Raw genomic sequence first — 26,851 nt, 5'->3', positions numbered from 1 at the left:
TGATGATTTGGTTGGCAATTCCGCGTCCCATGAATCCTGACCCAATCATCCCCACGCGAATTGGATTTCCTGCTGCTGCGCGTTCTTTGAGTGCTTTATCTATGATTATCATTTCTATATTCCGAACAACTTTGAGCGTTACTGCATTTATGCAGATAGTTTGCTATCACTCTGTTTGGTTTTATCTTGTGCCACTTTGTAAAGGTTATGTATGTTGCCATTGAGCAATGTGCGATCCATTTGCTTCAGCCCTTCAACCAAGTGGTATCGGGTGATAATCCACTTAATTGCGCGCACCAAATCGTGACGACCTTGTGCCGCTAAGGGCGCGATCAACTCACGATAACAAGATTCAGCATAGGGAGGATTTTTGATGTAACTTTTCGCTACCAGTAGCGCTTCCGAAACATTGTCTTGAGGAAAAGCCCGTGTTTTATCTAACACTCCCAGCGCCAAAAGAGCTGTCATTGTGCGCAGGCATTTCTCGCATTGACCACAATTGAGCCAGCCAGATTGAATAAATCGAGTTTTATTACACACTCGCAGATTCTGAAGCGCTACATCCCAATCGGCTACTAACTTTGTTTTGTTTAACCTTGACAACAAAATGCTGTCGTGCCGAATTTGTAAATCACTACTGCTGTAGTTTGGGTCTAGTAGCGGGTGTGAACCGTAGGGATACAAATTGAAGATGTCAAAGCTCGAAGGTATAGTAACTAAGCTCAACCGCTGTGCGAAGACATGCGCAACGGCTGCAAGCACTGAACCTTGAAATTCTTTTCCCCAAAACTCCCAATCAGGATTTAACTGCCTGATATTTGTGTAAACAGGAATCAGTGTCACACCAGCATCTTGTGCTATGTTCAACATTGATCCCACGATTTGCTCAAACAATTGCGAGTCTTCGACTTCCAGTCCATGAATTAGTAAACCATCCTTAATTGATCTTGGGTGTTCCAAGAGAAAGTCAAGACGGTTAGCACGCAAAGTAGTTAAAGAATCTATACCTCCTGAGAAAAAAAAACCTGCCCTCTCAGCGGTACGTGGCTTTGGTGTAGCAAGGACTTTTGCTTCAATTTGAACAAGCTGACGCTCTGGCTTGTACCACTGGCGAATCCAACTCATTGCAGTTATAAGTCCATTGTGTAAATCGGGGCAAATTGGTGCATTTATAGACACCCTTGCTTCGCCCTGACGCATAGCTGGCATTATACAAGCAATGAGAAATGCATGAGGATTGCACGATAGATCATTGGCAAATGGTTCAGTTGTTTGAAAGTAGATTTCTTGAGTTAGGCGATCGCTATCTTCCCAGATGACGGTCGCTGCGACTTTGGATAGGTTTCCGTTCGTTTCTGAACGGAGATTTTCGATTCTCATATGATGAACAGGGTAATGCGTAGCAGGGTAATAGTTGCATGCAAGGATTTAGTTTAGTTGCCGCTGTAAGGTTGTCACTGCATTTGATGCCATCATTTTCTTCACTTGCTCTGCTAAACGAATAGCTAGAGCAATAATTGTCAGTGTCGGATTAGCGCAACCTCCTGTAGGAAAAACAGAACTACCTGCTACAAATAAATTTGAGGTACCATGAATGCGACAATTTTCATCGACAACACCTTGTTTAGGGTTGGGATGCATACGCGTTGTCCCCATGTGATGATTGCCACCAACACATTCAGGCCTCGTACCTTTATCCAGTTCGGTTAGCGAGCGATATTGACCTAAGTTAGCGCGAACAATTTCTTCTTGAAAAATCTTTTCTGTTTGCACAATGCTGTGGATATCGATATCACTCCAATGCCAGGAAATTGGATTAATTTTTCTTAACCCAAAGCGATCACGCTCTTGACTTAGAGTAACTCGAACATTTGGATTTGGAGCTTGTTCAGCACTGATTCTTACCTCAAACGAGCTAAATTTTTTGTAATTTCCTTTTAAACGCGACCAACCTCCCTGAGCAGGATTGTAACTGAATTCTGGTAATTTAAATACATTTCCGTAAACAAAAGATATAGCGTCATTCATCCCACTTATCACATTACTTAAATGTCCCAAAGTATCTTTTGAGATTTTTGCCTTACGGCTTGATGCGAGCAAACTCTTTAATGAATTTACAGCTTTTGATTCATAAGCTTTTGGTTTTGGGAAAAGCAGCAAACAACTGTTTAGTAACTGTTGACGCCGCTTCAATTCTTCACTAAGCGTAAGCTTTCCCATTATCAATAAGTTGTTTTTCCAGTGTATATCATATAAAGCTGCTGATTTGAAAAGTTGTCTATTGGTAGGAGTAAACATGCCCAAACGTAGATATGGATGTTCCATAAAAAATCTACCAACGAGATCGTTGTGATTACCTAGACCAACGTTTTGGGTTTTGTTTGATAACAGTAATAGACGGGCATTTTCAATACCACCCATAGCTAAAATAAATATTTTGGCACCTACCCGAAATTGATGACCGTGCAAGCAGCCTACGCGAACGGAGTTTATAGTCTTAGCATCATTAGTTTCGATTTCTAAGACATTGGCATTGAGGTAAGTAGTGAGGTTTTTTGACTGTTTAATTTCATGACGAATTTCGTGCGTAAAAACGTTGCGTGCTCCAAACTGATATACAGTAGACTTGATGCGATCGCTCGCCAAAGGTAGCCGAGGAGTTTGGTTCGATTCCCAGTCCTCAGCATCATAAGCAAACGGTCGCAGCCGATAAAGATGTTGCGCGCGTTCGTAAAATGGATCGAGGTGTGACTTGCTAAAAGGCCAGCCACTATAAGGTAACCAATCGCGTTTTTCAAAATCGATTGCATCGAGAGGCAAAAGCCTTGCACAAACATGGTTTTGCCCCGTGCGATCGTTCCATAAGTTTGCGGCTCCACCTAGCTGACGACAACGTGCCTCACTCAAATCTTGTGAGAGTTCTTGTGTAATATTGCCCTCGCAAAACGATTGAATTTCTTGATTAGGCTCGGTCCCCCCACTTTCTAGCAGGCAAACTCGAAAGTTCTGTCCGCTCAATTCGTGTGCTAGTGTCAGTCCTGCTGGACCAGCACCGATGATGCAAACTTCGGTCTCGATGATTGTATTTTCTGGTAATGTGCGGGCGTCGATGATCATGATATTGTACGTCTCGATGACGGTTGTAAAAAAGATGCACTGGCGCGATCGCATTTAATTAGGAAATATAGAATTGGCTGGCACTCAGCGAGGGTGTCCCTAGAAGAGTTGCAATTGTTACGGCTGAACTTTCAACACCAACACCATCGCGGTCGAACCTGAGGACGCCGGTGTTAGTGTTGTACAAGAAGTTAGCACTACTTCCAAGAGGAGTAGGATTAGCACCATTGACAAACACTCCCGTATCAGCAGCTATTGTACTTAGCTTGATACCGCGAACTAACCCCCCACCAAAGCCGTCAGCCGAAAATGTAAAGCGATCGTCAAAACCAAAATCGGTGATAATATCACCACCCTCATTTGGCGCTTTATAAAAGAAATTATCTGCCCCACCACCACCAGTTAGTGTGTCACTTCCAAGACCACCTTTGAGCGTATTGTGCTCTGAATTTCCGATTAATTTGTCGGCAAATCTAGAACCAATAACATTTTCAATACCTGTTAGCGTGTCGCGCTTGACAAGCGTGTCATACCATGCATTTCCTATTTTGTTATATCCACTAACATTAGGGTGAACGCCATCCGGTACTAGCTCTGTCAGGTCGAGACTGCCTCCCGCATTCACATACGTTACCTTTTTACCTTGGGCAACTTTCTCGCTGACAAAATCAGACAGCAAGGCGTTGAAGCTTTTCGCTAAATTTGCTCTTGTTGTTCCTCTGATTGCAGGGTCGATCGGAGCGATCGAGGAAACAAAAATGCGCGTATTACTCGAATCTTGACTAATGCGGTCAATAAGATTGCTCAAATCACCAGTTATCGTGTTCAGCGAATGACCACGAAGTACATCATTGGTGCCAATCATTAGCAAGACTATTTGCGGCTGATATGTCTTGATACTTCCCTGATCCACTAAGCCAGCGATTTGATTGATTGTCCAGCCGCCGTGTCCCTCATGGTTTTTGTCTCCTAGGCTAGGAGGGCCATTGAACTGCGAACCAACAAAATCTACGCTTAAGTTATCTGCACGCAGGTTTTTCCATAGCTGAATCCGATAAGTTCCTGGAGTTGGCTGAACCGCGTGCTGTCCTGCGGTAATTGAGTCACCTAAAGGCATGACCTTCGGTGTCGTTGTGCCAAATACAGGTTTTAGCACAGTTCCTGTATTGAAGTTGGCAATAATTCCATTGGTGGCTTGGCTGTAATCCGCGGTATCTATCCCGCTACCACCATTGAGTTTATTATGACCTCCTCGACCATCGAGAATGTCGTTACCAGCAAACCCGTTGAGCGTGTTGTTTCTGGCATTGCCTACTAATCGGTCGTTTGCGTTTGTCCCATTGATAATTGTTGACGTAGTCGCAGGTGCTACAACAGGTGTGAATTCGATGTAATCTATCCTAGCAGGTTCGCCATTGTTCTCAGTTGCGTAAAGCCTAAAGATGTCTCCAGTTTTGACTGTCAACCCACTCGCGATCGCACGCCGTACTTGTGTTCGGGTATTGGCCAAAGCGCTACCGAGATTTTGGTTGAAATACCAACCATCGATTGTTAACCCTGATTTGCCAACTTCGAGATGACTCACTCCGTCAGTTTCATCAAAGTAACGCACGACAATGTTGTACGAACCAGAAGGACCGTCAAATGTAAATCTGGCGCTACCAACTTCTGAAAGTTCACCTCCCACTAAACTAATAATTTGTCCCCCTGAAGCAGCAGTATTCGTTTCTAAACGAAACCCTGTCAGAGTCATATTTTCAGCTTCGACTCTTATTTCCGACACATGTAATGACCTCTTGCTATCTTGAGAACCGTTTGGACGATGTTTTAGTAAGTCCAGAAGAAGTTTTCGTCAATTTGCTGCGTGTTGATGAGATGCTCAAGTTGTTTGAGACGCGTGAATCCTCTAAATAAGAAGGTTTCTGTTGACATATCAATCAGCGTGAAATAGTTAAACAACTGCTGTGCGCCGGATAAAGCATTCCAGTCGCATTTAAATCCTGGCAGTGTTTTGTTAATCTTCTCAAACGAAACGCGATAGCTGCGGTTATCTGAACCGTTATCACCAAAACTCAATTGGCAACCTGGAAAGACATCAGCAACAATTTCAGCAATTTCGCGGACTCGATAGTTATTCGCGCTATCTCCTACGTTAAAGATTTGATTGTGAATAATATCGCGCGGTGCTTCTAACACACAGGCGATCGCTTTGCAAATATCGAGGACATGAACCAATGGACGCCAAGGAGTACCATCGCTCGTCATTTTTATTTCTTTGGTTGTCCAAGCAAGACCTGCCAAGTTATTCAACACAATATCAAAACGCATTCTAGGAGAAGCGCCAAACGCGGTAGCATTACGCATGAAAGTAGGAGAAAAACTATCATCTGCCATTGCCTGAACGTCACGCTCGACTAGCGTTTTACATTCGGCGTAAGCTGTTTGCGGATTTACGGCAGATTCTTCAGTGACATCATTGCCAGTGGCGACACCGTATACACTGCAAGAAGACATATAGACAAAGCGGCGTACACCTGCGGCTTTTGCGAGTTCTGCCAAGCGTACCGAACCTTTGTGATTGATGTCGTAGGTAATATTGGGAGCAAGTTGTCCGGTGGGATCGTTTGAGAGTTCTGCCATATGTACCACAGCATCAACATCTTGAAGATCTTCTGGGGTAATGCGTCGAATATCTTTGTTGTAGGTTTTGGCAGTGTATTCAGTACCGTTGTATAGCCAACCAACTTTGTAAAAACCAGTGTCTACCCCTAATACTTTATGTCCGCGTTGAATCAGCATAGGAGCAAGTAACGAGCCGATGTAGCCTTCTGTTCCGGTAACAAGTACGTTCATAAGTTTGATTTACACGCTAATGGGTATTTTTAGATGTGACATCCGCGATCGCTGCTGGTACTGCGCTTTGCGTAGGCGATCGCATTTTGTTCAAGAAATCGTATTCACAGGTTGGCGATCTTGAGTAACATTCCAGAAATCAGAAGTATCAAGAAGCTTGGTAAGTAGTGCCTGCAATTTCGCGATATCAACTGATACTGCATTAAACTTCTTACTGTACTGAAACTGCGTTTTTTTCCCAGATGTTAGGAATTTGTAGTTAAAACCTAACGCTTTTGCAAGTAGAAAATAATCTGGCGTCAAAAATGAATCAAAAAGCTCGATTACGGTCAAGTTCTTGCCAAATATCATATTGGTTAAACCAGCACCGTGAGTCGCTACAACGATTTCTGCTTGTGAAAATAGCCTCACTTGATCGGCGAAGCTCAAGTTTTCCAGTATGTAGGCTTTAAAACCATAAGGAGTCAAAGCTGCTAAAACCTCATCTTCATTAGCGACTTTTCTACCGACTGCGTTGGCTCTTGAAATGTAGATTCTTGAGGCAAAATTTTGTTCGCTATCAATCGCAGGTAGATGACTTAGCATCTGTTCGCGCAGCCATACACACGCTGCGGGAGAAGGTGTTCGCCGTTCGCGTTGCGCAGATGCAACGACTAAGTGCTTGACTTCTACTCTTGGTACTTTCCATTGAATACAATTCTCTGGCTCATACCCTAAAAGTCTCAGTGATTCTACTTGCCATTTCAGTGGATTTGCTTGAATAATGAGTAACGGTTTGTTTCCGGTTTGTTCGCGGTAGTGTTCTAGTCCCTTTAAACGAATCAAACAATCGGTTACCCAATGATAGTAGTTTTGAGACCTCCAATTAACCAACGAATATGCTGTTTCTAACTGCGGAACTTTGATTCGAGGTAAGCTTTTGAATAACAAAGTTCGCGTTGGTAAATATTTTTTGATGTTACCAATACCAGGAAATGTCTCTGCAATCAGATTTCCTGGTTCATCAAACCCAACTACTGCTGGACCTACAAGCTGAGCGTTCGTTACTGTAAAGACGAAGGGTTTGCCAAAATTAATAACGCCAGTATGACTGTGGATGAGTTGAGGAATCTCATCTGTACTTTCACGTATTTCATCAGCGATAACTGTTTCTGGAAAACCAAATTCCCAAACTTGATATTTGTCTTTTTCTGCTAAAACATCTTCTTGAGCAAGAATTTTTAAGCCGACTATTTTTGTCAGGGGCTTAAACAACCATTGGCGTAGCGTGTACTTAGCCACTATAGAAATTGCTTTCAATCGACCCACTAAAATCTTCTTTTTGATAGCGTAGATAATTGCCTGCATGATGTTCTTAATATAATGACTCTAGTTCTGTAAAATAGTGATTTTACACATAGCAAAATTATGGATAATAAGTACCACTAGAAACCCCAAAAAAAAGACTCTTAAAAAGAGCAAATTGCCGCTAAATAACTTAACAATAAGGTTCTGTAGTTGGGGTATATCGACTGAACTTATACTTCATTGAACTTTTGACTGTATTGTAACTGCACTTGCCTACCTGATGTTAAGCATTCGTGGCAAAAACTAAAAGCTTTTGCTAATAAAAAACTTAGGAGTAACAAATGAATCGAGTGAATCGAGCAACTACAGTTAGATTTTGTGCAAATATTATATTGGTTAAACCAGTACCATGAGTTGGTACAACAGTTTCCGCTTGTGAAAATAATCTCACCTGTTTAGCAAAGCTTAAGTTTTCTATGGTGTAAGCTTTAAATCCATAAAGAGTCGAAGCTGCGATGACTTCATCTTCATTTGTTGCTTTCCCCCTACGGCTTTCGGTCTTGAGATATAAATTCTCGAAGCAAATTTTCTTTCACTATGAGTTGGAGGTAGATGAATCAGCAAATATTTAAGCTAACAATCTTTTGACGCAGCGCAAACTTACTTTCACCAGTAATTGCTCTTAGACGACCAGAATTTTCTTCTTAAGAGTACTGGTGAATAAAAGCACTAATGTTCCTAAGGAGAGTCACTATAGTCAACGAATTCATTGCAAGCATTTATCATTATTTCAATTTTTCCAGCAATATATAAGCTATCAGCTTCCGACAAAATATCGAGGAAGCTGATACCAATATTTCTGACTTACGGCAGTTTAAAACTTATACGAATAAGAGGTAACTAGTGACTAAACTGTAAGTGCTACTTGCAAACGCGAGCGCTCAGGAACCTGCGACGCAATTTCTTTACCAATCTCTAGCGAGGAAGTTGCTGCTGGAGAAGGGGCATTGCATACATGAAGCGCATTTTGCGAAGATACCAGTAGAAAATCATCGACGAGTTGTCCATCAGAACGCAAAGCTTGCGCTCTGACACCTGCGTGAGTAGGTATTACATCGTCTTCTGTTACTTCTGGAATTAACCGTTGCAAACTGCGCACGAATGCTGTCTTTGAGTAGGAGCGAACTATTTCTTGCAGCCCTTCTGCGGCGTGTTTTGCTGCTAATTTCCAGAAACCAAAATAAGTCATGACTTCTGCAAAATCGCGCAAATTAAAATCTGTTTTGTGATAACCTTCTCGCTTGAAACTCAGAACGGCATTAGGGCCAGCGTGAACTGTACCATCAATCATTCGTGTAAAGTGTACGCCTAGAAACGGAAATGCTGGATTAGGTACAGGATAAATTAAGCTTTTTACCAAATAGCGTTTTTCTGGCTTGAGTTCGTAGTACTCCCCTCTAAAAGGAACTATTTTTGCTTCAGGATTTATGTTGGTTAATTGCGCAATGCGATCGCTATGCAATCCGGCACAATTAATCACAAACCGAGTTTCAAAGATGCCATTGTTCGTTTCTAGGATTGTAGTATCGCTACGAGTCGAGATTTTCTTGACCTGGGTATTCAAACGCAGTTCACCTGACTGGGCTTGAAAAATTTCGACGTATTTTTGACAAACTTGCTTGTAATCAACAATTCCTGTCGAAGGTACTCGTAAGCCCGCTAAGCACTGAACGTGTGGCTCAATTTCTTTCACTTGTTCTGCATGCAACTGCTTTACTTGTAATCCATTTGCCAAACCGCGTTGATACAAGTTCTCCAACATTAGTAATTCGTGGTGTTCAGTTGCGACAATTACCTTGCCACAAACTTCATGCGCAATATTATGCTGTTGACAAAACTCTACCATCGAGCGGTTACCCTCACGGCAGAACTGAGCTTTGTAACTACCTGGTTTGTAGTAAATTCCTGAGTGAATGACACCGCTATTGTTTCCGGTTTGGTGACTTGCCCAAGTTTGTTCTTTTTCTAAGACGACAATCCGAGCCGCAGGATAACGTTTGCTCACTGCGATCGCCGCAGCCAGACCAACAATCCCACCACCGATAACTGCATAATCGTACATAAGAATGTTTTTGCCTTTGGAAGTTAAATTGCATTGTGATGATAGCTGTGAACCCTCAAGGGAATCTTTACCACACCTTCCAAGGCGCTTGCCCTTTCTGCCATAAGTTTTCTAGATAGTTTTTATCCCGTAAAGTATCCATTGGCTGCCAAAAACCATCGTGCTTGTATGCCGATAACTGCTCTAAGTGAGCTAATTTTTCTAACGGCTCTTGTTCCCACACTGTACTGTCACCAGCAATATAGTCGATGACCTCTGGTTCGAGGACAAAGTAACCACCATTAATCCAAGCACCATCACCACCTGGTTTTTCTTTAAAAGAAGTAATCTTTGTTTGCTCTTCTGCTAAACAAATTGCACCAAAACGCCCAGGTGGTTGGACTGCTGTTAGGGTCGCTTGGGTTTTTTGTTGTTTATGAAACTCTAAGAGTTTCGTGATGTTGACGTTGCTCACTCCATCACCATAGGTAAAACAAAATGTACTATTGCCTACATGTTCTCTGACACGCTTCAACCGCCCTCCGGTCATTGTAGACTCTCCTGTATCCACTAAAGTCACGCGCCACGGTTCAGCATAACCACAATGCACATTCATCTGATTAAACCGCATATCAAACGTGACATCAGACATATGTAAGAAGTAGTTTGCAAAGTACTCCTTAATCACATATCCTTTGTAACCGCAACAGATAATGAAATCGTTAATACCGTGGGTGGCATAAATTTTCATGATATGCCATAAAATCGGTTTACCTCCAATTTCAACCATTGGCTTTGGCTTAATTGCGGTTTCTTCACTAATCCGTGTTCCCAATCCTCCCGCCAAGATTACTGCTTTCATAAGCTCTCCTCGTTTTTAAATTAGTGTTTGTGTCCATTTACATGCGCTATTGAGCTAACAAGAACTAGCCTCGAAGTAGCTATTCTCTCAAATAAAAAAATCTCAATTTAGTAATCTCGTCAAATATTTTAATTGGAGAAGAATGCTTCATATTGAAAGCTTTGATTAATTGAATAAATCAAAACAAAAACTTACCTACGAGTACTACTTCTATATTTTTCTTTGTAAGCTACAAAATTATCTGGATTTTACTGAATTTATATGTGTTGACGGTAGTTTTTTTTTAGAAGAACATACGTGCAAAATCATTAAATTAGTGCTTTTGCTATGTTCTTTTACCAGCATCTATCTTTCTCCTAGAAAATAAATGTCACATACATTGATTTTCATCCGTAGATTTACTGTAGTAATTACACCGAATCATTTTGTCACAAGCAAATATTTCTAAAGTGTGATTACTGAAGTGTAAATTCAGTAATTTCCCCCTTGGCTTCCTTGTTTTTTAAAACCTACTCTAAGTTGTAGTTTATTTTTATGAAACTACATTAAAGAATTGCGATTTTTCACAAAAGTTATTAGTTGATTTGCTTACTCAAACTTTTTAAAAGGATCGCGTAGTTAAAACTAAAACAATCAGTTTCTCAAAGGAATAATTCAAAAATGAAGTGTTGTAATTTTTTACGTACAAGACCTCAGAAAAACACGTCTTTGCGCTTATCCAGTTTGCTTCTAAGTACAACTTTACTTCTATTAATAGGAGCAAATAGTTCGCACGCAGCAGTTATAGAATCAGTAACAGAAGACATTGCAGATGCGCGATCGCGTGAACATTCGACCTCAAAGGGTGGCTCTACATGTAACAAACTGGAAAACGTAACTACTTTCACCAACAATAATGCTCATCCTATTCGAGCAGGAAAACAAGCTTTCTTACACTGGGTAAATCGTTGTGGAGAACGTTCTGAATTATCAATGAGGCGCTCTGTTATTGGAGAAACTTATTGGTATGGCTGGTCAATGTTTATTCCTTCTAACTGGGACAACCCATCAGATGATTATGATATTCTTGCACAATGGCCTATATACCCTAGTGTCCGCAAATTAGCTTGCGGTGCAGCTGGTTCATATATGATTAGAAGTGGTGATTCGATCAGTTTCAGACTGCAAAGACAAGGCACAACTTCTGAGACTGAATGTACAAGATATACCTTGGCAAATCTCTCTGAAGTACGCGGAAAATGGGTAGATTTTGTCATGCAAGCAAAATGGACGGGAAATACTGATGGCTTCGTTAAACTTTGGATGAAAATTGGTAATGAAGCATACGTTCAAAAGGTAAACTACTCTGGGCGTACTTATTGGAATGGCGAACGCAGTGGACCATACTTCAAGATGGGATTGTACAAAGGCGATCCAAATTTTAGCGGTGCTGCGCCTCGATATCTTTATACAGACGAATATCGCTTAGGCGATGCCAATGCTAAGTTTGAAGATGTTGCACCTCCTGGCTCTTATAGTGAACCAAAGCCACAACCGGAAGCTCCACAAAGCACATTTGAAGACTTTTCCTCCTCAGCTAGCAATTTTAGTGTTCAATCCGGTGGAGCTTGGAGTGTCAGTAACGGGAAGTACTTACTAACATATGCTAACGGTGGCTTGTCGCAAGCGCACAACAGAAATATATCTGTTCACAAAAACATTCTGCCTGAAAGCTTTGTACTAAAGGCAGATGCAAGCTCAACAGCAACATCAAGTAGTTGGGATGACTTTTCAATTATCTTTAATTACCAAGATGGTAATAATTATTACTATGCTAGCTTTAACGAAAGTGACAACAGGCACACTAATGGAATTTTTAGAGTGGTAGGAGGAGTTTCTACACAACTTGCGAACTTTAATTCCACGATCCAAGGAGGAACTACATATAACATCAGAATCGAAAAAACAAAAGATACAATTGAGGTGTATCGCAATGGAAGTTTGCAAGCAACAGCTAAAGATACAACATTTACTGGAGGGCGTGCAGGCTTGGGGAGTTATAATAACTCAGCAACTTTTGATAACTTTAGTATTGAATAGTTTTTATCAAGCCTCTCCTCAACATGCTTATTTTATGTGGACTATTTCAGTGTTCAAGACAGCCAAATCTTGCAAATTTGTTATTGTTTAAGTTTTGCCCTAGATTCTAGGGAGATTCGCCATACAGAATAAAAGATTTAGTTAAACTAAAAATCTTTTCTTCAAAAAGATTAGCTTGGGGAAAGAGACTGATTAGCTGTTTCTTGGTCAAGAGCTTTACAGAATTAATAAGTACAAGTGCAGTATCCAAGGTAGGTGCTTTCCTCCGCCATCCTAAATCGAAATTACGAATTAACCAAACTTTTAATGGAAGAGGGAAAAATTGAAAAAAAGGAAAAAGGAAATGTGGTTCTATAGGAAAATAGAAGTTTGGTGTTTGTACAAAATATACTTTACCTATTCTTAGAATTTCGTTAGCCATTGCTTTTTGTGCTTCAAAATCACCAACATGCTCAATGACAGAATTTGAAAAAACAATATCAAATTCTTTGTCTTTAAACTGGTTCATTTTTGTGGCATTAGCAATAACACAGTTAATATCTATACAACTAGTTCGATAGTCTTTGATATTAGCAACTACGACTTTAACCTGAGTTACTGGACATAGCTGTTTTAGCAAAGGTAAATTCCTTTCCCAAACTGTAGGTGTGCCACCTACATCAATAATTCTTACTAAACCCTTTGTCTTTTCGCAATGATTTTTTACAAGTTTTGTAAATACAGCAAATCTTTTTTGTCTTAATTTACTAGATAGAGAGTTAGGCTTTCTGTCATCAGCAAGTGTTTTTAAAAGTGGTGCTGACTTGAGGCTCAGTTTAAATGCCATATCTACTTCCCTTTGAAATTGATTTACACGGGAGCATTACTAATAGCTAAGCATTTCTACTAACCTTCTGACCTACTTCAAGGTTAATAAAGGGTTTTAGAAAAGGCCAAAGTGTAGCTTTTATCAAATCTTTTGTCAGAAAGATTGAATTCCAACTTACCCATTTTGTCATTTGGAGATAGCAACGTGCTTTTTCATTCCAACTCAGTTGAGCGCGTTGAATTGCTGTAAGATACTCAAGAAACCACTTCCATCTTGTTAAGTGCAATTTTCCTTTTTTTGCTGGATCGTACCAAGCAATACGATCTTTGAATGCGCGATGTGCTCGTACCGAGTTCTTAGAATGATCTCGCTTGAAAAAAAGATATTCAGGCACTTCATAAAACTCTCCATGAAGCGTTAGTTCACCTAGTAGAACGAGATCCGAGGAAGGATAAATTCCCATGCGCGCTGTGCGTTTCAATGTCTCGATCCTAATCAAGCCAAAGATTGGGTGACAGCCATGACCAAAACGAACAAGTTTAAGATATTGGGCAAACCTTTCGTGGGGCTTTGGCGATCGCAGATCAAAACCATCAACGTATTTTTCTACTTGCTGCCCATGTTCATTAATGACGATCGTTTTTGGGTAGCACAGAACAATCGAAGGATAAGAGTCTAGTACTTTAACACATTGCTCTAAGAGTTCTGGAGCGCATATATCGTCATGACAAGCCCATCTAAAATACTCGCTATGTGCAAGCTCTAACACCCGGTTGAAATTCCAGCCAGCGCCAAGATTTTGCTCGTTACGATAATAGCGAATCCGCGAGTCTTGCTCAGCATACGCTCGACAAATTTCTTCGGTTTGGTCAGTAGAACCGTTATCAGAAATAATAATTTCAAAATCTGCGAATGTCTGATTTAATAGTGAATCTAATGCTGATTTAAGATAGATTGCACCATTGTACACAGGCATACCAATACTGACTCGTGGTTGAGTATTGTTCATTATTCTTTTAAATCAAGAATGTTACACAATGAATTTTCAATTGTGGAGTTACTTTTGCAGGTTCAAGACTCGATAGCGTGTCATCAAGTGTTCTGCTAGTAAAGGAGCATCAAACAATTTTTTGCGCAAAGGGGATGGAGGTTGTTTGATGTATTGAATTAATTGCTCAAGTTCAGTGCAGTAATGTACGCCAAATCTCTCGACAGCACGCGCAAAAAGCAGCTGGTGATCGTCAACATGTTCTCCGTAGCGTTTTAGTCTAGGAATAAGTACGAAACCTGCTCCCATCCCTGCTAACATTCGTGTCGAACCTTGTCCTGCATGAGAAACTACCAAAGATGCTTGTTTTACAGCTGCGTGCATTTCATCAGTTGTTAGTGAAGCTACATTCGTAAGTAAAGGATGATTTAGTCGAGTTACCGATGTAGCACCATGCTGAAATAACACTGGCTCAATAATAATTTCTTCCTGCAAAAGAATCTGTAACCAATTAGCTGCGCGGTCAAAAGGAAAGAATATAGTTCCAAGTGTGAAGATAATCATGGAATAAACCTTTGCCGAAACCCTCCTGTAACTACCAAGAAAATAACTACAATCATCATTGCAATAAGTAGTCTGGTAGTAGAAGTTTAATACCGAGAAAAGCACTTGATTGCTAGCAGCTTAAGCAATAACACCTTTGTATTGAGCTTTGGGATATCGCTGTACACACTCAGGCCATTGTACATAAAACTCGTCTACTAGATTGTAGACAAGTTTTCCACTCAAACTTAATTCATGAGCACGAGTAATGCTTTCAATAAACATTGTTTTAATGCCAAAACCCTTGCTAGCTAAGATAAAAGGCACAGCCAGACTTGCTCCAGTAGATATAACTAAATCCGGCTTACTTTTATCTAAAATAGTTAAAGCTTTAGTAAAATTAATACATGCTTTGCCTAACATACGTGCTTCTTGCATTTCTACCCAATTCACTATCTCTTTATCACACAAGCTTTGTGTATCCCATTTCGGATAAGTGACCCATTCTCTTGCGTAGGCAGACCAAAAACTTTTTAGACCCATCATAGTAGCGAAGTGTCCTCCTGGATTGCAGACCAATAGTAGCTTCATGTATTTAACTCCGAAAAGATACGTAATGTAAATTAAGCGCACAACATTATTTCTAAAAAAAAGAGGCAACTATAGTGCCTCTTTCCTATGAACTCATTGAAACTTCTGCAAAGTATACGCTACTAGATACAAGTGGGTTTTAAATCAAATTAATTAATGCACTTATTACCAAAAAGTTGCGCCATGTTAGGAACGTATCGACAAGCGATTGATTCCTGAATCGGAGAAACTGCTTGGAAGTTAGAGTCAGCATTGCCTAGACGATACTGTGCGGTATACAAATACCGTGGTGCTGGTCCTGCAAAATCTGGGTCGCCTTTATACAATCCCATCTTAAAATATGGTCCGGTTTTGGCATGATTCCAATATGTGGAACCAGTATAATTTATCTTCAATTGGTAAGGTTCGTTTTTACTCTTCATCCAAAGCTTCAAAAATCCATTTGTGTCGCCTGTCCATTTCACGTGCATCACAAAGTCTACCCACTTTCCCCTCATCTCGGCAACTTCCATCAAAGGGTACTTAGTGCAAGTTACTTCTTCTGTATCTCCCTGACGTTGTAAAGCAAAGGTGAGCGTATTTTTGCTGATAGCAATGTAAGAGCCTGCTGCTCCACACGCTTTTTTCATATTTATTTTAGTTGGGAATATAGCCCATTGATTGACAATATCATATCCTTCCCGAGCATCTTGCCAGTCAGAGGGAATATAAATTGACCAACCATACCAATAGGTATTGCCAATCGCAGTGCGTCTCATTGCTAATTCGGAACGTTCTCCACAACGAGCTACCCAATGGAAAAAAGCTTGTCGTCCAGCAATAGTCTTATCTGTAACATTTTTTAGTCTATTGCAAACATCCCCTCCTTTGGAGTTAGAGTACTCACGAGCTCTAGCTTGGCTAATATCTTCTGTTACTGAGTCAATAACATTTGCTCGTGATGTATGTCCCGCTAAAGACAACAAAACAGTCGTACTGAAAACCAAGCTGAACCAAAACTTTAATTTCATGACATCATGACAACTAACTTCTTTTGATAATAGCGATCGCCATTCATTAAATTAGATATGAGTACACCATAAAGAACTTCATCTTGACAAGCTGCGTTGCTAAAAGCAAAGTGTTCTGCAATATACTTAATGCTTGGTTGACACATATAGTATAAAAGCAAGTCTTCGCGAAACTTAGCTGTTAGATAATCAATAAAAGGTAAATAGTATGAGATGAGATTTTTAAATTATCAACTAAGCGAATCATAAATAGCTTCTAACTTAGAAGTTTGCTTCCGAATATCAAACATCTCACACATAAATTCGCGTCCACGCTGTCCCATCTTTTCACCCAGGGCACGGTCAGATAGCAGTAAATCTAGCTTTTCTGCTAAATTTATATCGTCTTGTTCTGCTACAAGAAAACCTGTCTCGCCGTCTAAAATTGCTTCAGGAATACCACTATGCCAAGTAGAGACAACTGGTATACCACACGCAGAAGCTTCATTAATCACTATAGGTAAGCCTTCACAATCTCCATTTTCTGCGGTTTGACTTGCTAAGGCAAAAACCTCTGCACCACGCATCAAATTTAGTACGACTTCATGTGGCTGTGCACCTAGAAATCGGACGCGATGCGCGATATCTAGAGTTTTTGTTAGGTTATATAGTGTATTCGTTAAATTACCTGTTCCTACCTGAATCAGCGAAACTTCAGGATGTTTATGAGTAATTTTTGCAAAGGCGTGTAACAAGGTGTCTATACCTTTTTTTTGTGTATGCCTACCAACACATAAAATGTATCGTTCACTTGCTTTCTTACCGGGAGTAAATTTTTCTGTATCGACACCTATATAATGCTGAATAATTTTTTCGTTCGGATATTTTTTTTCGAGGAGTTTATTCTTTATAAAATTGGATACAGCAATAAATTTTGCAGCCTTTCTTTTTAGTTCTTCTTCATGAAAGATTAATTGATAGTACAAGAACTTACCTTTACGCCACAAAGCTGTGCGAGAGATAGTAATATCATAGCCATGAAAAGTGACTAATAAAGGAATTTTTAACTTTTCAGCGATAGGTATAGCATAAACACCATCAGGACCAAAATGAGCGTGAATTAAAGCTAAGGTGCTGGTATCAAGACGATTAAATAACTTTGGCGATCGCGTCAGTAGAAAAGTAGCTTGTTTAATACCTAGTAAGTCATTTTGACTCACCGCAATACTGTTGAACGGAACTTCTTGCAGAAGGGTGTTAGAAATGAACGTCGGTTGATACCGCATCATGTTGTGAGACTGCTCTTGGATGAAAGCTTCTGAAGTGAGAGGAAAAACTCTTCGATAGATGCCAATATTTTTCATAGCTAACACTCACCTCAAGCTTTAGTAAACTAATTCAGTTTCAGGTAATTTGGTGGAATCCAAACCTGTAATTTCCATGATTCGGTGCGCGTAACTAGCAACACTGCAATGTGTTTCAACCCAACGTTGACCTTGGGCAAGAAGTTTTGAGCTATTAGGACTATGAGCAATCTGTATAATTATTTCAGCTGCAGCCGCTGGATTATATGGGTTTACCGTCCATTCAGGAGCAAAATTACCTAGAATTTCCCCAATACCGCCAGTTTGGCTACCAACAACTGGTACACCACAAGCGATCGCTTCGACAATGGTACGACCAAAAGGTTCGCGAGGAGCAAGCGTCATCACGACGTCGGCATATTTGTAGTAATCCTCGATCGCAAACACAGGAGGTAAAATTGTGAATCGATCTGTTACTCCTAAGTCTTTAGCTTGCGCAAGTAAAGCTCGGATGTTCTGTTGATCGGAAGACGTGTCTTGTCCAATCACAACTCCATGATAATTTTGACCCCTAGATTTCAGTTGAGCTAAAACAAGCAAAAGCGATCGCAAGTTTTTATCATTAATATTGTCTTCGGATTTACTTATTCGTGAAGGCGTTAAAATGATTCGTGCTCCAGAGTTGAGAATCGGTTGTAAATTTGCTGGTGGAGGTTTAACCGAAGGGCGATCATTAAACCGCTCTAGATCAACCGGAGGATAAAGTACTTCCTCGATATACGGAACGAGCTTGCGGATGTGCTTAGCAGTGAATTGAGAATTGCAAATAGCACGGGGAGCAAGACTTGCTAAAGTAAACTTTCGCAATAAACTTCCTAAAGGATGCGGCGAGTAGGCTAAGTCACGAAAGATGAGGTAGATGGGACGACGACTCCAACGAAGTCTAGGTGCAGCCAGCGCCATCGCCGGTAACAACTGACGAGCAACACAGTTTTCTAGCAGGACTGGCCAATCTGGAGGTTGTTGATTTACCCAGTGCAGTGCTTGCTTCATGAACTGACCAAGACTGCGCTCAGGGATAAGATGCAAACACGACTCATAACCTGCTTGACAAAGATACTGCTCCATTAAAGAATCGGCTCTCAGTAGGACGCACAATTGATTTAATGCACCGCATTGCTGAAATCCTTTAAGTGTCATTGACAGAGAAACTGTCGCTCCTCCCAAAGCATGATGAAATACTGGCACAATGAGGAGCTTACGCATGACGTACTCCTTGCGCGAACTTTGGATGAGGATTACGTATAGCGATGCTCACCAAAATAGGCAGCGATGATATGGACATTCCATATGCTGTATCCATAGTAAAGGCAACAAAAGTGTACAAAAACCACAAACCAAAACAGAGTAAAGGTCTTCCGGCACGCGTTTTATACATCCAATAAAGTAGCGAAAACCAAAAAGTCAGAAACAGTCCAGTACCTACCATGCCATTGAGATAAAGTAGATTTCCCAAGATAACGCTGTGGGAGCCTACTACCTCATAATCTTGAGCATAAGCGTTGATTGTTGGTCCTGTTGTCAAGTGTCCCCACAAAGGATTTTCTTGAATTCCCAGCCAAGTTTGTCTGTAGATTTCCAAGCGAGTATCCGTTGAACCTTCTCGCACTTTATTAACTGTGTCTGCTAAATCAGTGAAGTTATTCAAAACTAGCTCAGTAAAGACCGGAAGCGAAAATATCAGGAAACTTCCGGCTGCGATTAAACCAAACACAACCGCAGGAACCCAGCGTCTTCCATAGTTACTAAATAGATAACGCAAACCCAAAACAAGTGGAAATGCCACCCAAACGGCTCGCGTTGCACTCAGCACGATCAAGAAGACAGAGGCTCCGAAGACTAGCCATGACCAAAGACGACTTTTAATTTCTAAAGCAACTAAGCCTAGAAACCCAGCAAATAAAGCAAAAAAGGATGGAAAGATGAAGAACAATTGGCAACGGCAAAATCCAGCAACATTTCCGTCAATCGTGCGAAAAGGCGACAAGATGCTTGCTAAAGCTTTACTCGTAACACCTGTAACGAGTGCATAGATCGTAGGTAAGGGAAAAAGCGATGCTGGCAAAACAAATTGAATTAAGAACCATAACCCAAGCATTTGTAGAACATTAATCGTACAAGCCCAAGCAATTGGTTCCATGCGTAGCCGAATATTTTTACTTTGGATATACCAAAGCCAAATCGTCGGGCAAAAAACGACACTAACAACGTCAAAAAATTTGATAGTTCTAGGTTCGTGGTAGAAAATCGCGACTCTTGCGAGTTGATAAATACCAAAGGCGATCGCCGCAATAACGGGCAAACTAGGGCGTGTTAATTGTATTTTTCCCTGTTGTCGCCATTCGTATAGTCCAACACTCAACAATAAAAGTATTGGTAAGTAATCGTAAAGACCAGCAACCCACCAAACAGGAATTAAAATGATGTTAGCGCAGACAAAACGCTCACCTACAGTTAAAGCTTGCCAACGGAGCCAGAATCCGTTGGCAAATAGTTTATTGCTTCTTCGGCGTAAAGATTTAGTGTGATACATCTGAGCCATATATTTCACCACAAATTCACCACAAACATTTACGCCTCAGTTTCCATTATTAATTCGCGTTGACGTCCGTAGCGGTATCCTGTTGCTGATGACTCGACACAGTTAACGACTAGTCCCATAATGTGAGCATTGTGGCGCGAAAGTTGTTCAAAGCTATCCAGAACCGAATAGCGATCGCTCTTCCCAGCACGCACAACAAACAAAACATTTTGAACCACTGCACTCATCAAATTAGTCTCGCTAGCTAACCCAAGCGGTGGACTATCAACTAACACGTAATCGTAACCACCGGAGGTTTGAATGTGATTTAGATTCTGTGCAAAGCTGCCACGGGCGAAGAATTCAGCAATTTTTTCGCTTGGCACTGCGGGTGCAGGTAGTAAATCAAGCCCCAAAGATATAGAAACTGGAGCGTGTCTATCCTCTGTGTTTGCCTTAGGATGACCTAACCGCCGACTGAGTTCTGCTTGCTTAAGGTCGCCATCAACAATCAGTACTCGGAAGCCACAGTTAACCAATGCTAATGCAAGTCCTAAGGTAACAGTTGTTTTACCTTCTCCAGCAGTAGAGCTAGTGATCAGTAAGCGTTGGTGTTCTAGCATCAATACAGCTGAAGCCAGCCTCTGCAACTCGATAGGCACCTCTGCTGACAAAGATCTTTCCATGTCTAGAGGTCTGAGACGCGAAATGCGACCCAGGATGGGAAATTCCACCTGCTGTAGATCTTCTGGCTTGAGCATTGGATTGCGATTTTCTAAAAAGAGGATTAAGCTTATGCTGCCAAACAGCGCGGCAAGGATACCACCTAGTGCAGCGAGTCTGCTGCTAGGTTCTTCCGGTTTGGGATCGACACTTGGTGCATCTAGTGTTTGAATATTGGGATAAACATTGAAAGGATTCGTTTTGGCTTGCTCAATTTGAGCCGTGATACTTTTGTAAATTCCCTCAGCTATTTCATACCGACGCTGTAGATCTAACAATTGACCGCGATTTCTCGTAATATTATTCAACTCTGTATTGAGTCTATTGATTTCATTCGCAATCAAGTTCGCTTGTTGCTGCAAGCCAGAAGCTGAGTTCTGCGCAGTGATTAGCTGTGAAATCATCTCGATGCGACTGTCTCTGCCGCCATTGCCACCTAACGTCAAATCGATGTCATTCGCACTTGCTCCTGGTACAGCTGTCGCGATCTGTTGATTCATGATCTGCTGTAGCTCTTGGCGGCTCGATAGCAGCGATTGTACTTGTGGACTCTCGTCAGTATATCGGCTGCGAGCTTCCGCTAAAGCCGTTTCAACCTCAGATAATTTCTGACGAGTCGCTTGATACTCTTTATTTTCACCTAAGCGCAGCGAATTCATTGCTTGTTGTGGGGACATACCCAAACGTTGCGACGCTACATTCGCTTGCGTTTGATTTGCCCCAGCTTGCGCTAAAACCGTTGCATAAGTTGTTCTGAGATTGCTGATCTGTCCGATGAGCGATCGCGTTTGTTCCACAATATCGGTTAGCCCTGTCTGCTGTTGAAAGTTGGCTAAAGCAACCTGAGACTCAGCTAACTGCTGCTGCGCTCTTTTTAAATCCTCTTGAGAAAACTCCTCGCGAACATTCGTGTCCTGACGGCGTAATTCATTCAGACGTAGCTGATAGATGTTGATTAAATTATTTAAGCGTTTGTACGCTATGTCTGGACTAGAAGCTCGAGCTTCTACTGCAATAATTGTTGACTGCTGCTGGGGAGTCGCAGTAAATAAGGCTTTGTAGTCACTTAACCTTAAATACGCATTTTTTTCTGGATCAACTGCCAATACTCGCTCCATTACCGTGTCGCTAGTTAGAATAGACAGCTGAATTTGCAAAGGATTAACTTCTCTAGAGAAACCAAAACCTGTATTCTGCAATTGACCTAAAGTTCCTAAACTAGCATCTAATCTATTAGACGGTTGAGGAAGATTTAATTCCGCATTAGCCTTCCACACTGGAGAAACAGTTGTTTTAGTGTGAATAATTGCATAGAGTGTGGCGGCAACTACGACACCGTTCAACAGCAACAAAGGTAACCAGTGTCTGCGGATAATATTGACTAAGTGGTTCATATTCTTTCTCAGCTATTGACCGAATAACTTGAAACGCAAGTAGCCACGCAGTCCTAAACGAAGAACAGCCCTACCTTCGGAAGGAAACAGTGTGCAAATTCCACGCCGCAATACCCTTTCGAGAGTATCTCTTGCACTTCTGCCAATTGCAATGCTTTCTCTCAATGACAACCAAAGAATTTCTATCGCTTCTGTTAAAGGTACGCCACCCTGTTGTAGTGCTGTGAGACTGCGATAATCGACGTCTTTGAGAAGATCAAATCGCTCGGCTAATCCCACCTTGGCAGAGGCTTGATTGATAAAAGTTGCGGTATCCTCGCGCTCTTGAATTAGATAGGGTACGTTGTCGTTATGCGCTTGTTTGTTACTACCATGAATGCGATAAAACATTAGCGGTTCATTAATGCACCCTACTTCACCATAAAAAGGAACAGCTACTGTTAAATATGTATCAGCAGCAGCCGCTTTTCTCGTGGGAATAGGCAAAACTTTTTGTAAAACTGCACGACGATATGCAAGTCCTGATGTAATTCCCATTGCATATCTGCCCCAGCGTAATAGTAGATTGCGTACATCTCCTTGACTCAAGATCGTCGAGCCTCGACCAACAGTTTGACCTTCACTGTTGACTGAAATCCAGCAATGAGAAATTTGTACCCATTCCGGATGCTCGCAAAACCCTGCTACGATTTTTTCTAGTTTGTCGCGCGCAAAGTAGTCGTCTGCATCTAAAAAACTGATAATTTCGCCTTGAGCGTGTGCAATTCCTGTATTAATAGCCTCTCCTTGTCCTGCATTCTTTTGCAAGATCGGTATCAGTTTCTCTTTGTAAGCTTCAATAATTTCGCGAGAATTGTCTGTTGACCCATCATCAACAACGATCAATTCCCAGTTTGAGTAACTCTGGTTTAAAACACTTTCAATGGCTTGAGTCAAGAACCGACCGTAGTTGTAATTATTAATAATGACACTAACTAGTGGTGTCTTTTCAATGCTAGAAGGTGTTGATTGCTGTTGAAGTACTTGAGTCATTGTCTTACCCGCAATTAGCGAAAGTTGAAGCAGGCTGTTTTGATCAGGCGGTAAGCGAATGCAAACATCGCTTCGCGCAATCCTGTGGAAAATGAGTTTGTGGATTGATGTGTTAAAGCAATAAGTAATGACAAATCTTGCTGCGCTAGTACCGCAATGCCATTAAGAAACTACTTACTGACTATTAAAAGAATTGCGAGGATTAGATGAATTTGTATAAGTTGGCAACTTACGGATTAATTCTCGCAAAACATCGGTCTTGGTTCTTTCGGTTCGCTGGCAATAAGCTTCAAGTGCGCTCATTTCCATTTCTGAAACTTTGAACGTAATCCACTGCTTCTGTTTGTTTGACACATCTATATACATGAAAAAAGGGTTCCTATCGTTGTCTTTGTTAATACACCAGCGGGAAGCCGCCAGAAATCAACGCGGCAACTTATGTAAAAAAAAAGCAACCCATAACCTCTAATACTAGAGAATATGAGCTGTTGATAAAGAGCTATAGTTGTCTAATTTAATTTTTTATTCTCTGCATTACTGCTAAAAAGCTTGCAGTTGTCCAGAGAAAGTATTATTTCGCAAACACAAGCTTCACCTCAAAAAGGCATACTCTTCCCCTCTCCTTAGGCTGCTCAAGTGCACTCTCGGTGTCTTCTTTAGCAGACTACAGCGAAGGTACTCCGCTGGCAATTTTAAGTTATGTTAATGTGTGTTACCTTGAAAACTTAATTTATGAGACATAATTATATATAAATAAAAACGTTTATGCTGTATTCTACGCTACAAAATCCTGACTTTTACCTAAATTTCCAGAAATAAGTCATTATATTTCCGTTTGACGAAGATTTCGTCTAGTGATAAGCTCTTGGACATTTAAATTGCCTATCTTATTTATTAAGAAAGAAAACACGGAAACGAATTAATAGGCAAATCTACGGTAATTGTATTCTGTTGAATTTCTACCTACTTAGGTTAGGTTTCAATACTTAGTGAAATTATGCTTCAGATTAGGAATGATTATTATTGGTATATTGTAATGAAAAACTTGGTATCTAAACCTTTGGATTTCAAAAAGGTTGTAACTCAATGTAATTCCTATCTTTTGGTAGACGTTGGGGAGGGCAGGAGTGATTGATCGTAGAAGGTAGGACGGGCTGAGTTCTATTTTCGTTCCTATCTTAGGTAAGATGTAAATACAAGTAGATTTTTTTTAGAGAACCATATCTCTGGTGAGTGTTGTACATCTCAAATTTCACATCTGTAAGCTACACTTTGACCAATTAAATCTCTAAGATTTGTGCTTAATGTGATGTTTGTTAGCTATAAGGTGTGATTTTGGTCAAAGGCGGGACATTCTCTCGACTCTATCATCTTTGACGTGTGCTACACAAAATGTAAAGTAGCTGATCTGTGGCTTTGATGAATACAAAACTGCCGTCTAATCAAGTTCAATTTTATTTGCCGAACTTAGACTCGCTTGAAAGTTCTGAGCAAGCCTTTGCTGATGCCTTTCTCAAAACTGCACAAACCCTACATCAGTATTTGGAACAAATCAAATCAGCGGTTAAAGCTATTAAAGAATTTGCGGATGAGCCTTTCAACTTGGCTATTCTAGGCTTGTATACCAAAATGTGTAGCCACTATTATTCCTACGTTTTATTAGAAATATACCAACAAGATCAGGTAGGAGTTAATTTTTTAGTAGAGCAGTTATGTGATGCTACTATTACGTTAATGTATTTGCTCGAGGAAGCAGAACCTGCTCTTTTCTATGAATACATTTCTACTTCGATTGAGCAAGCTTGCAGTTTACTGGTTAACATTAATGAGGAACTGAAAGAGTCTCCTAAAAGTCTAGAGTTAATAAAGCTAAAAGAAAAATTAGAGGTGTTTATTGCTACGCATAAAGAGTATCCTACTCGATATTCTTCAAGTTCAAAACCCAAAATAAAATGGGGTTCTCCTGAGGCGGATACCACTTCTAAGCGCGCAGCTGTGTTAGGGCTTAACTTTATATGTAGTCCTGCCAGGCAACTCAGCTTGAGAGTCATACCAGCAAGCTGGTTAGATCTGCAACTTAATTATTCTTACTTTTCTCATTCGCATCCTAGTAGTCCAGAATTAAGTATTAATTTTACCCGTTTACGAGATACTGCGCATCTTTGTTTACATGCCACACAGGCTTTTTTAGATGAGATAGCATATAACTACAATCTTAGTAGTGCAAGCTTGGCATTACATCAAAATCGCTTGACTTCGCTTTATGAATGGTTTCACAACGCGCATAAAATGTATCAATTACATCATTCACCAAAGCTATAGGCAGAAAAAATCAGAAGATTTAGCTAAGCTCTGTAGTAGTAGATATTTTTTGCAAAGTGCCAAATTATTCTTTATGGTAGATAAGTTTTGTCGAAGTCTGACGACTCATGCGGTAAGTAAACTCGCTTACCGAGGGGTTAGGAGTTTCAGGATGAATTGTACGACTTGTTCTTTTCCAGTCTTTATGAGTTGCTAGCGAAGTCACCGTTCTTCCATCTTCTTTCCGACAAACTTTCAACCACATTTTACCGTGTTGACCACACGTAAACTCTTCAATCCAAACATTATTATCAACATACACGCCTTTTGCTGCTAACATCACTGCGCTCTGGCGGGGCATACTTACATTTTGTTGGATCTCTAATGCTCCTGTATAAAATAAGTGATATTTCTCTCCACCTCTACGCCACAATCGCTGCTCGCAATAAGGGCAAAAAAAGCGTGTTACATTTTTACGACTACTACGTTTGCCAGGCATTAGAAACCTCTCACAAAAATTACTGCTCTAGAAGAATTGATCCTTACACTGCAAGTTAAACACGAAATTCACACCACCTTATAGACACTCCGCGATAACGCACGTTTTTAATTAACTTGTGCTTTAGAATACTTCAAAACTAGGTAAAGATTTTCCAGAAACTAAATAAATTAATCTCTTTAATTAGTTGCTTGATTGTCATATCCTAAGTACGAACTTTGGTAACCAAAAATAGAGTTCTACGTTTATCGAAACATTACAAATTATTTCTATATTAAAAACATATATAATCCTCAAGCGAAGAAATAAAACGTACGCGCTTAATTCAAATAGGCACAAAAATAATAATCCAACTATAAAGTTGTTTTTATTAAACGCGTATTCTTAATTCCTCTTCCAAATACGCTGTTGTAAATTCTACTAGCGATCGCTCTTACTAATTAGTTGAGTCAGTACTGAATCAACTTTTGCATTATTTTCAATAACTTGCAACGCGTCAAGCACTGTTATAACGAGGTATAGAACGCTTTGAATTAATACAGATCTATCCTCTTAACTTAGGTTGCTTAAGTGCACTCATATGGTGTCTTCTTGAACAACCCGCAGCGTAAAACACTGGAGAAAGTAGTTATTATTTAGCGCTTAGCTTTTCTGTAGGCAGGAAATATACTGAAATGTTCGGTGTTCTTCAGGTGCAATTACAGTATGTACATACCAACTCAAAAAAAACTGTATTCTCTTATACAAAATTAAAAGAATTGCAAAATCTTTTTTTTATCCGAGTACGAAATTTGCCTCA

The 26,851-nt window shown here is 40.5% G+C and carries 22 protein-coding genes; 2 read left to right on the top strand and 20 right to left on the bottom strand.

Going from position 1 to position 26,851, the window contains the following annotated elements:
• Positions 1-147 precede the first annotated feature (147 nt).
• The 8 genes from NIES1031_RS21340 to rfbF form a co-directional block, all read right to left on the bottom strand.
• Positions 148-1,380: a hypothetical protein gene (locus tag NIES1031_RS21340; RefSeq protein WP_073551461.1), complete on the bottom strand. Its 1,233-nt coding sequence runs from the start codon at positions 1,378-1,380 to the stop codon at positions 148-150.
• A 48-nt stretch (positions 1,381-1,428) separates the two neighbouring features.
• A complete protein-coding gene (locus NIES1031_RS21335; protein ID WP_073551464.1) occupies positions 1,429-3,117 on the bottom strand; it encodes an FAD-dependent oxidoreductase in 1,689 nt (562 codons plus the stop codon).
• Positions 3,118-3,175: 58 nt separating this feature from the next.
• On the bottom strand, positions 3,176-4,900 hold the full coding sequence (locus NIES1031_RS21330) for a GDSL-type esterase/lipase family protein (protein WP_143167842.1): 1,725 nt from the start codon (positions 4,898-4,900) through the stop codon (positions 3,176-3,178).
• 44 nt (positions 4,901-4,944) lie between these two features.
• Positions 4,945-5,970 (bottom strand): NAD-dependent epimerase/dehydratase family protein, encoded by a 1,026-nt coding sequence (locus NIES1031_RS21325; RefSeq protein WP_073551459.1) that lies wholly within the window; start codon positions 5,968-5,970, stop codon positions 4,945-4,947.
• A 90-nt stretch (positions 5,971-6,060) separates the two neighbouring features.
• Positions 6,061-7,317, bottom strand: a complete 1,257-nt coding sequence (locus NIES1031_RS21320) for a glycosyltransferase family 61 protein (RefSeq protein ID WP_073551458.1) — start codon at positions 7,315-7,317, stop codon at positions 6,061-6,063.
• Positions 7,318-7,585: 268 nt separating this feature from the next.
• Positions 7,586-7,843, bottom strand: coding sequence for a glycosyltransferase 61 family protein (locus NIES1031_RS26460; protein ID WP_084544430.1), 258 nt, complete (start codon positions 7,841-7,843; stop codon positions 7,586-7,588).
• Positions 7,844-8,164: 321 nt separating this feature from the next.
• Positions 8,165-9,379, bottom strand: coding sequence for an L-2-hydroxyglutarate oxidase (gene lhgO, locus NIES1031_RS21310; RefSeq protein ID WP_073551457.1), 1,215 nt, complete (start codon positions 9,377-9,379; stop codon positions 8,165-8,167).
• Positions 9,380-9,446: 67 nt separating this feature from the next.
• Entirely contained in the window at positions 9,447-10,220 is a 774-nt protein-coding gene (rfbF, locus tag NIES1031_RS21305; protein ID WP_073551456.1) for a glucose-1-phosphate cytidylyltransferase, read from the bottom strand.
• A 660-nt stretch (positions 10,221-10,880) separates the two neighbouring features.
• On the opposite strand from rfbF, the gene NIES1031_RS21300 reads away from it, so the two are divergent.
• On the top strand, positions 10,881-12,299 hold the full coding sequence (locus tag NIES1031_RS21300; protein WP_084544429.1) for a heparin lyase I family protein: 1,419 nt from the start codon (positions 10,881-10,883) through the stop codon (positions 12,297-12,299).
• A gap of 106 nt (positions 12,300-12,405) precedes the next feature.
• Here NIES1031_RS21300 and NIES1031_RS21295 read toward each other — a convergent pair whose 3' ends face one another.
• The 11 genes from NIES1031_RS21295 to NIES1031_RS21250 all read right to left on the bottom strand — a co-directional run bounded on the left by NIES1031_RS21295 (position 12,406) and on the right by NIES1031_RS21250 (position 23,252).
• On the bottom strand, positions 12,406-13,125 hold the full coding sequence (locus NIES1031_RS21295; RefSeq protein ID WP_073551454.1) for a methyltransferase domain-containing protein: 720 nt from the start codon (positions 13,123-13,125) through the stop codon (positions 12,406-12,408).
• Positions 13,126-13,171: 46 nt separating this feature from the next.
• Complete coding sequence (locus NIES1031_RS21290; protein ID WP_073551453.1) at positions 13,172-14,116, bottom strand: glycosyltransferase family 2 protein; 945 nt, start codon at positions 14,114-14,116, stop codon at positions 13,172-13,174.
• A gap of 48 nt (positions 14,117-14,164) precedes the next feature.
• The gene (locus NIES1031_RS21285) at positions 14,165-14,659 is read right to left on the bottom strand and encodes a glycosyltransferase (protein WP_073551452.1); all 495 of its coding nucleotides are present in this window, start codon (positions 14,657-14,659) and stop codon (positions 14,165-14,167) included.
• Between the two features lie 120 nt (positions 14,660-14,779).
• Entirely contained in the window at positions 14,780-15,229 is a 450-nt protein-coding gene (gene pssD / locus NIES1031_RS21280; protein WP_073551451.1) for a PssD/Cps14F family polysaccharide biosynthesis glycosyltransferase, read from the bottom strand.
• A gap of 149 nt (positions 15,230-15,378) precedes the next feature.
• Complete coding sequence (locus tag NIES1031_RS21275; RefSeq protein ID WP_073551450.1) at positions 15,379-16,239, bottom strand: heparin lyase I family protein; 861 nt, start codon at positions 16,237-16,239, stop codon at positions 15,379-15,381.
• The gene (locus NIES1031_RS24570) at positions 16,236-16,385 is read right to left on the bottom strand and encodes a hypothetical protein (protein ID WP_178378213.1); all 150 of its coding nucleotides are present in this window, start codon (positions 16,383-16,385) and stop codon (positions 16,236-16,238) included. Before NIES1031_RS24570 ends, NIES1031_RS21275 begins: the two co-directional genes overlap by 4 nt.
• A gap of 84 nt (positions 16,386-16,469) precedes the next feature.
• Positions 16,470-17,582, bottom strand: coding sequence for a glycosyltransferase (locus NIES1031_RS21270; RefSeq protein WP_073551449.1), 1,113 nt, complete (start codon positions 17,580-17,582; stop codon positions 16,470-16,472).
• A gap of 21 nt (positions 17,583-17,603) precedes the next feature.
• Complete coding sequence (locus tag NIES1031_RS21265; protein WP_073551448.1) at positions 17,604-18,788, bottom strand: glycosyltransferase family 4 protein; 1,185 nt, start codon at positions 18,786-18,788, stop codon at positions 17,604-17,606.
• Positions 18,781-20,124, bottom strand: a complete 1,344-nt coding sequence (locus tag NIES1031_RS21260) for an O-antigen ligase family protein (protein ID WP_073551447.1) — start codon at positions 20,122-20,124, stop codon at positions 18,781-18,783. Before NIES1031_RS21260 ends, NIES1031_RS21265 begins: the two co-directional genes overlap by 8 nt.
• 29 nt (positions 20,125-20,153) lie before the next feature.
• Positions 20,154-22,220: a GumC family protein gene (locus NIES1031_RS21255; RefSeq protein ID WP_073551446.1), complete on the bottom strand. Its 2,067-nt coding sequence runs from the start codon at positions 22,218-22,220 to the stop codon at positions 20,154-20,156.
• A gap of 12 nt (positions 22,221-22,232) precedes the next feature.
• Entirely contained in the window at positions 22,233-23,252 is a 1,020-nt protein-coding gene (locus NIES1031_RS21250) for a glycosyltransferase family 2 protein (RefSeq protein WP_073551445.1), read from the bottom strand.
• 1,410 nt (positions 23,253-24,662) lie between these two features.
• Here NIES1031_RS21250 and NIES1031_RS21240 point away from each other — a divergent pair.
• On the top strand, positions 24,663-25,574 hold the full coding sequence (locus tag NIES1031_RS21240) for a hypothetical protein (RefSeq protein WP_218596910.1): 912 nt from the start codon (positions 24,663-24,665) through the stop codon (positions 25,572-25,574).
• Positions 25,575-25,638: 64 nt separating this feature from the next.
• Here NIES1031_RS21240 and NIES1031_RS21235 read toward each other — a convergent pair whose 3' ends face one another.
• Positions 25,639-26,052, bottom strand: coding sequence for a hypothetical protein (locus NIES1031_RS21235; protein ID WP_073551442.1), 414 nt, complete (start codon positions 26,050-26,052; stop codon positions 25,639-25,641).
• Positions 26,053-26,851 lie beyond the last annotated feature (799 nt).

This window comes from Chroogloeocystis siderophila 5.2 s.c.1 (genome assembly GCF_001904655.1).
Classification (GTDB): Bacteria; Cyanobacteriota; Cyanobacteriia; order Cyanobacteriales; family Chroococcidiopsidaceae; genus Chroogloeocystis; species Chroogloeocystis siderophila.
The sequence above is the reverse complement of the archived record's forward strand: the minus strand, read 5'-3'. Positions and strand labels throughout refer to the sequence as shown.

What these genes read in the sequence shown, in the direction of transcription:
- NIES1031_RS21340 (WP_073551461.1), bottom strand. Translation starts at nt 1,380, where the DNA reads ATGAGAATCGAAAATCTCCGTTCAGAAACGAACGGAAACCTATCCAAA.
- NIES1031_RS21335 (WP_073551464.1), bottom strand. Translation starts at nt 3,117, where the DNA reads ATGATCATCGACGCCCGCACATTACCAGAAAATACAATCATCGAGACC.
- NIES1031_RS21325 (WP_073551459.1), bottom strand. Translation starts at nt 5,970, where the DNA reads ATGAACGTACTTGTTACCGGAACAGAAGGCTACATCGGCTCGTTACTT.
- NIES1031_RS21320 (WP_073551458.1), bottom strand. Translation starts at nt 7,317, where the DNA reads ATGCAGGCAATTATCTACGCTATCAAAAAGAAGATTTTAGTGGGTCGA.
- lhgO (WP_073551457.1), bottom strand. Translation starts at nt 9,379, where the DNA reads ATGTACGATTATGCAGTTATCGGTGGTGGGATTGTTGGTCTGGCTGCG.
- rfbF (WP_073551456.1), bottom strand. Translation starts at nt 10,220, where the DNA reads ATGAAAGCAGTAATCTTGGCGGGAGGATTGGGAACACGGATTAGTGAA.
- NIES1031_RS21300 (WP_084544429.1), top strand. Translation starts at nt 10,881, where the DNA reads ATGAAGTGTTGTAATTTTTTACGTACAAGACCTCAGAAAAACACGTCT.
- NIES1031_RS21295 (WP_073551454.1), bottom strand. Translation starts at nt 13,125, where the DNA reads ATGGCATTTAAACTGAGCCTCAAGTCAGCACCACTTTTAAAAACACTT.
- NIES1031_RS21290 (WP_073551453.1), bottom strand. Translation starts at nt 14,116, where the DNA reads ATGAACAATACTCAACCACGAGTCAGTATTGGTATGCCTGTGTACAAT.
- NIES1031_RS21285 (WP_073551452.1), bottom strand. Translation starts at nt 14,659, where the DNA reads ATGATTATCTTCACACTTGGAACTATATTCTTTCCTTTTGACCGCGCA.
- pssD (WP_073551451.1), bottom strand. Translation starts at nt 15,229, where the DNA reads ATGAAGCTACTATTGGTCTGCAATCCAGGAGGACACTTCGCTACTATG.
- NIES1031_RS21275 (WP_073551450.1), bottom strand. Translation starts at nt 16,239, where the DNA reads ATGAAATTAAAGTTTTGGTTCAGCTTGGTTTTCAGTACGACTGTTTTG.
- NIES1031_RS24570 (WP_178378213.1), bottom strand. Translation starts at nt 16,385, where the DNA reads ATGTGTCAACCAAGCATTAAGTATATTGCAGAACACTTTGCTTTTAGC.
- NIES1031_RS21270 (WP_073551449.1), bottom strand. Translation starts at nt 17,582, where the DNA reads ATGAAAAATATTGGCATCTATCGAAGAGTTTTTCCTCTCACTTCAGAA.
- NIES1031_RS21265 (WP_073551448.1), bottom strand. Translation starts at nt 18,788, where the DNA reads ATGCGTAAGCTCCTCATTGTGCCAGTATTTCATCATGCTTTGGGAGGA.
- NIES1031_RS21260 (WP_073551447.1), bottom strand. Translation starts at nt 20,124, where the DNA reads ATGGCTCAGATGTATCACACTAAATCTTTACGCCGAAGAAGCAATAAA.
- NIES1031_RS21255 (WP_073551446.1), bottom strand. Translation starts at nt 22,220, where the DNA reads ATGAACCACTTAGTCAATATTATCCGCAGACACTGGTTACCTTTGTTG.
- NIES1031_RS21250 (WP_073551445.1), bottom strand. Translation starts at nt 23,252, where the DNA reads ATGACTCAAGTACTTCAACAGCAATCAACACCTTCTAGCATTGAAAAG.
- NIES1031_RS21235 (WP_073551442.1), bottom strand. Translation starts at nt 26,052, where the DNA reads ATGCCTGGCAAACGTAGTAGTCGTAAAAATGTAACACGCTTTTTTTGC.